Origin of the sequence: Streptomyces sp. NPDC056361 (assembly GCF_042262805.1) — a bacterium.
In the GTDB taxonomy this organism is placed as follows: domain Bacteria; phylum Actinomycetota; class Actinomycetes; order Streptomycetales; family Streptomycetaceae; genus Streptomyces.
In genome coordinates, this window is record NZ_JBHJQI010000313.1 from 1 (window position 1) to 1,773 (window position 1,773).

A 1,773-nucleotide genomic window follows, 5' to 3' on the forward strand; every position below is an offset into this window, starting at 1 on the left:
GGGCTCCGGCACCTCCTGGTGCCGGGGCCCTTCGCATGACGGTCGGTCAGCGGGAGCCGACCATACGGGCGTACACGACGACGTTCCCGTCGTAGCCACGCGAGCGGGTGTAGCCGCCGCCGCAGGTGATCACCCGGAGTTCCGGCTCCCCGTTGTCGGCGTAGACCTGCACGCCGGGGAAGTTGTCCTTGGCGTACACCTCGACGCCGTAGATCTCGAAGACCGCGACCCGGCCGTCGTACCGCTCGACCTCGACGTGCTGGCCCTTCTGGAGCGAGCCCAGGCCGTAGAAGACCGCCGGTCCCTTCGCGTTGTCGACGTGGCCGACGATGACGGAGGTGCCGCGCTGGCCGGGGGCGATGCCGTTCTGGTACCAGCCGGCGAGGTTGGGGTCCTCCGGCGGCGGGGCCGCCACCCAGTCGTCCGCGTCCAGGCCCACGTCCATGATGGGGGCCGCCACCCGGATCGCCGGGATCTTGATCCGGGACGCCGGTGCGAAGGGCAGCGGCTCCAGACCGGTGGTCGCGGCGGGCGGTGGCGGGGCGACCGGATGCGCCACCGGCCGGGCGGCGGCGGCGGGTTGAGGCGGCCCGTCGGCGATGTCCACCCCGTTGCGCATCATCGCGAGTCCGGACAGCATGGCGAGGGCCAGGACGCCCCAGGGTCGGCGTCTCCTGCGTTCGAAGACGCGGAAGTCCTTCGGGGGCATGGTTCTCCCTTCTCGGCGTCGTCAGAACGGTAAAGCCGGTCGCGCGCGCCGTCGCGCCGGACGGCGCGAACGGGTGGGTGCCCGCTGCCGAACGGGTGTCGAGGTCGTCGGCGGCGTACGGGACGGGCGCGGACGGCCCGGGCCGAGACGCGGGCCGGAGGCGGTGCGGGGGGTGTGCGTGGAGGCGGCGGCAGGGCGGGTACGGGGCGGGCGCGGCAGCCCGTGCCGAAGCGCGGTCGGGGCGCAGCCGGGTGACATCGGGGCTGACCCATCCGAGTAATCGTCAGATAAGCATCCCGAACGCCTTTGACCTGCGGCTCCGTTGCCTCAGAGGGCTCTTTCCTCGGCGTGTCGCCTCACCGGGGTGGCCCAGTGCCGACGTGCACGGCTCGCACCGACTTGTGATGGTTCGTCATGGAAGGCGTACTCGTCGAATCTCCCGGAGCACCGCTTTGGGGCGTCTTCCACAGGAGGTTCAACCATGCGTGCTGCACGCACTCTGGCGGTGACGGCGACCGCGTTCGCGGCGCTCGGACTCGCGGCCCCCCTCGCCACCGCAACCAACGGGCCCAGCAACGTGACGGTCCCTCTCCAGGTCGAGCGGGGCGGAGACGGTTCCAACGGCGTCACCGTGTCCCCCTTCGCGGTCCACCAGGGCGCGATCCTCACGATCACCGTCCGCGGCTGCGCGGGTGGCACGGTCACGTCGAACGCCTTCCCGACGACCACGCTCCCCGCCGCCGTCAACGGGGTGTCGACCGCCACCCCCCGCATCTTCAACAACGCCACGCCCGGCCAGTACAACCTGGCCGTCCAGTGCAACGGCCGCACCCTGACCCAGCCGTTCCGGGTCCTGGCCGGCCAGGGCGCGCAGGGCGGTCTCGGCGGCTCGCTCGCCCCCAGCTCCACCGAGATGGCCGTCGGCGGCAGCCTCGTCGCGGCGGCCGCGCTCGGCGGCGGACTGTTCATCGCCCGCCGTCGCCGTATGACCGGCGCGGGAGTCTGACCGGTCGAACCTCCCGGTCGGCCCGCTGCGCCCGCCGCCCCCGAGCCCCTTCCGGGAC

2 protein-coding genes are annotated in these 1,773 nt (G+C 72.9%); one reads left to right on the forward strand and one right to left on the reverse strand.

Annotation, left to right across the window (positions count from 1 at the left end):
* Positions 1 to 46 precede the first annotated feature (46 nt).
* Positions 47 to 709, reverse strand: coding sequence for a class F sortase (locus ACFCY7_RS40445; protein WP_376491077.1), 663 nt, complete (start codon positions 707 to 709; stop codon positions 47 to 49).
* Between the two features lie 481 nt (positions 710 to 1,190).
* Between ACFCY7_RS40445 and ACFCY7_RS40450 the strand changes: the two genes are divergently transcribed.
* Positions 1,191 to 1,715 (forward strand): hypothetical protein, encoded by a 525-nt coding sequence (locus ACFCY7_RS40450; RefSeq protein WP_376491078.1) that lies wholly within the window; start codon positions 1,191 to 1,193, stop codon positions 1,713 to 1,715.
* The last annotated feature ends 58 nt before the right edge of the window (positions 1,716 to 1,773 follow it).

What these genes read in the sequence shown, in the direction of transcription:
- ACFCY7_RS40445 (WP_376491077.1), bottom strand. Translation starts at nt 709, where the DNA reads ATGCCCCCGAAGGACTTCCGCGTCTTCGAACGCAGGAGACGCCGACCC.
- ACFCY7_RS40450 (WP_376491078.1), top strand. Translation starts at nt 1,191, where the DNA reads ATGCGTGCTGCACGCACTCTGGCGGTGACGGCGACCGCGTTCGCGGCG.